The 597-nt window shown below is 33.7% G+C and carries 1 protein-coding gene; it reads right to left on the bottom strand.

The features are described from left to right. The coding region (locus J5069_RS23885; protein ID WP_264646131.1) for a hypothetical protein at nucleotides 1–537 on the bottom strand (537 nt) is incomplete at its 3' end. Between the last annotated feature and the right edge of the window lie 60 nt (nucleotides 538–597).

Raw genomic sequence — 597 nt, 5'->3', positions numbered from 1 at the left:
AATGCTCACATAGGATGTTGGCATATTATAATCGATCCAACGCTTGAGTGCCCATGACACAGGGATTTTGGTTTCTCTATTATATCTTTCTATAGCTTCTTTAAAATGAGAAAGTCTTGCTTTTTTTCCATCCATGATTAATGCCGTAAATCTTTTGTCCATTCTATTAATTGCTTTTTTAATAAAAAAACTTTTCTTATCTGAATCAACTTTCCATTCTATCGCTAAGAAGTCTTGTTTTATCTTTGTATAAAGAGATTTGTACATGGTTTTATAGAGCGAATCAGTCACAACCGATGACATGTCAGCGTAATCAAAATCTATCAAGATGAATTTTTTCTTCGTTGAATCAAATATAATATTACCAACATTAAAGTCTTTAATATTTACATTCAAACTCTGAAGCGTTGTTATTAACCCCTCCACGGGATCTTTCTTTATAAATTCTTTAGCAACCATCACGGCCTTAGTTATATCTTTTTCACCTCTAATATCTGCTAGTGTTGTTCCACTGAGTTTTGGCATATCTACCGCCATAAAGGTTCGTCCCGACTCAACAAGTAAAGAGATTAGCCATGCCGATTCTTAGGAAGACAA

It is taken from the genome of Candidatus Symbiopectobacterium sp. NZEC127 (assembly GCF_025962675.1).
GTDB lineage: Bacteria > Pseudomonadota > Gammaproteobacteria > Enterobacterales > Enterobacteriaceae > Symbiopectobacterium.
This window is presented reverse-complemented; position numbering and strand designations above follow the sequence as displayed.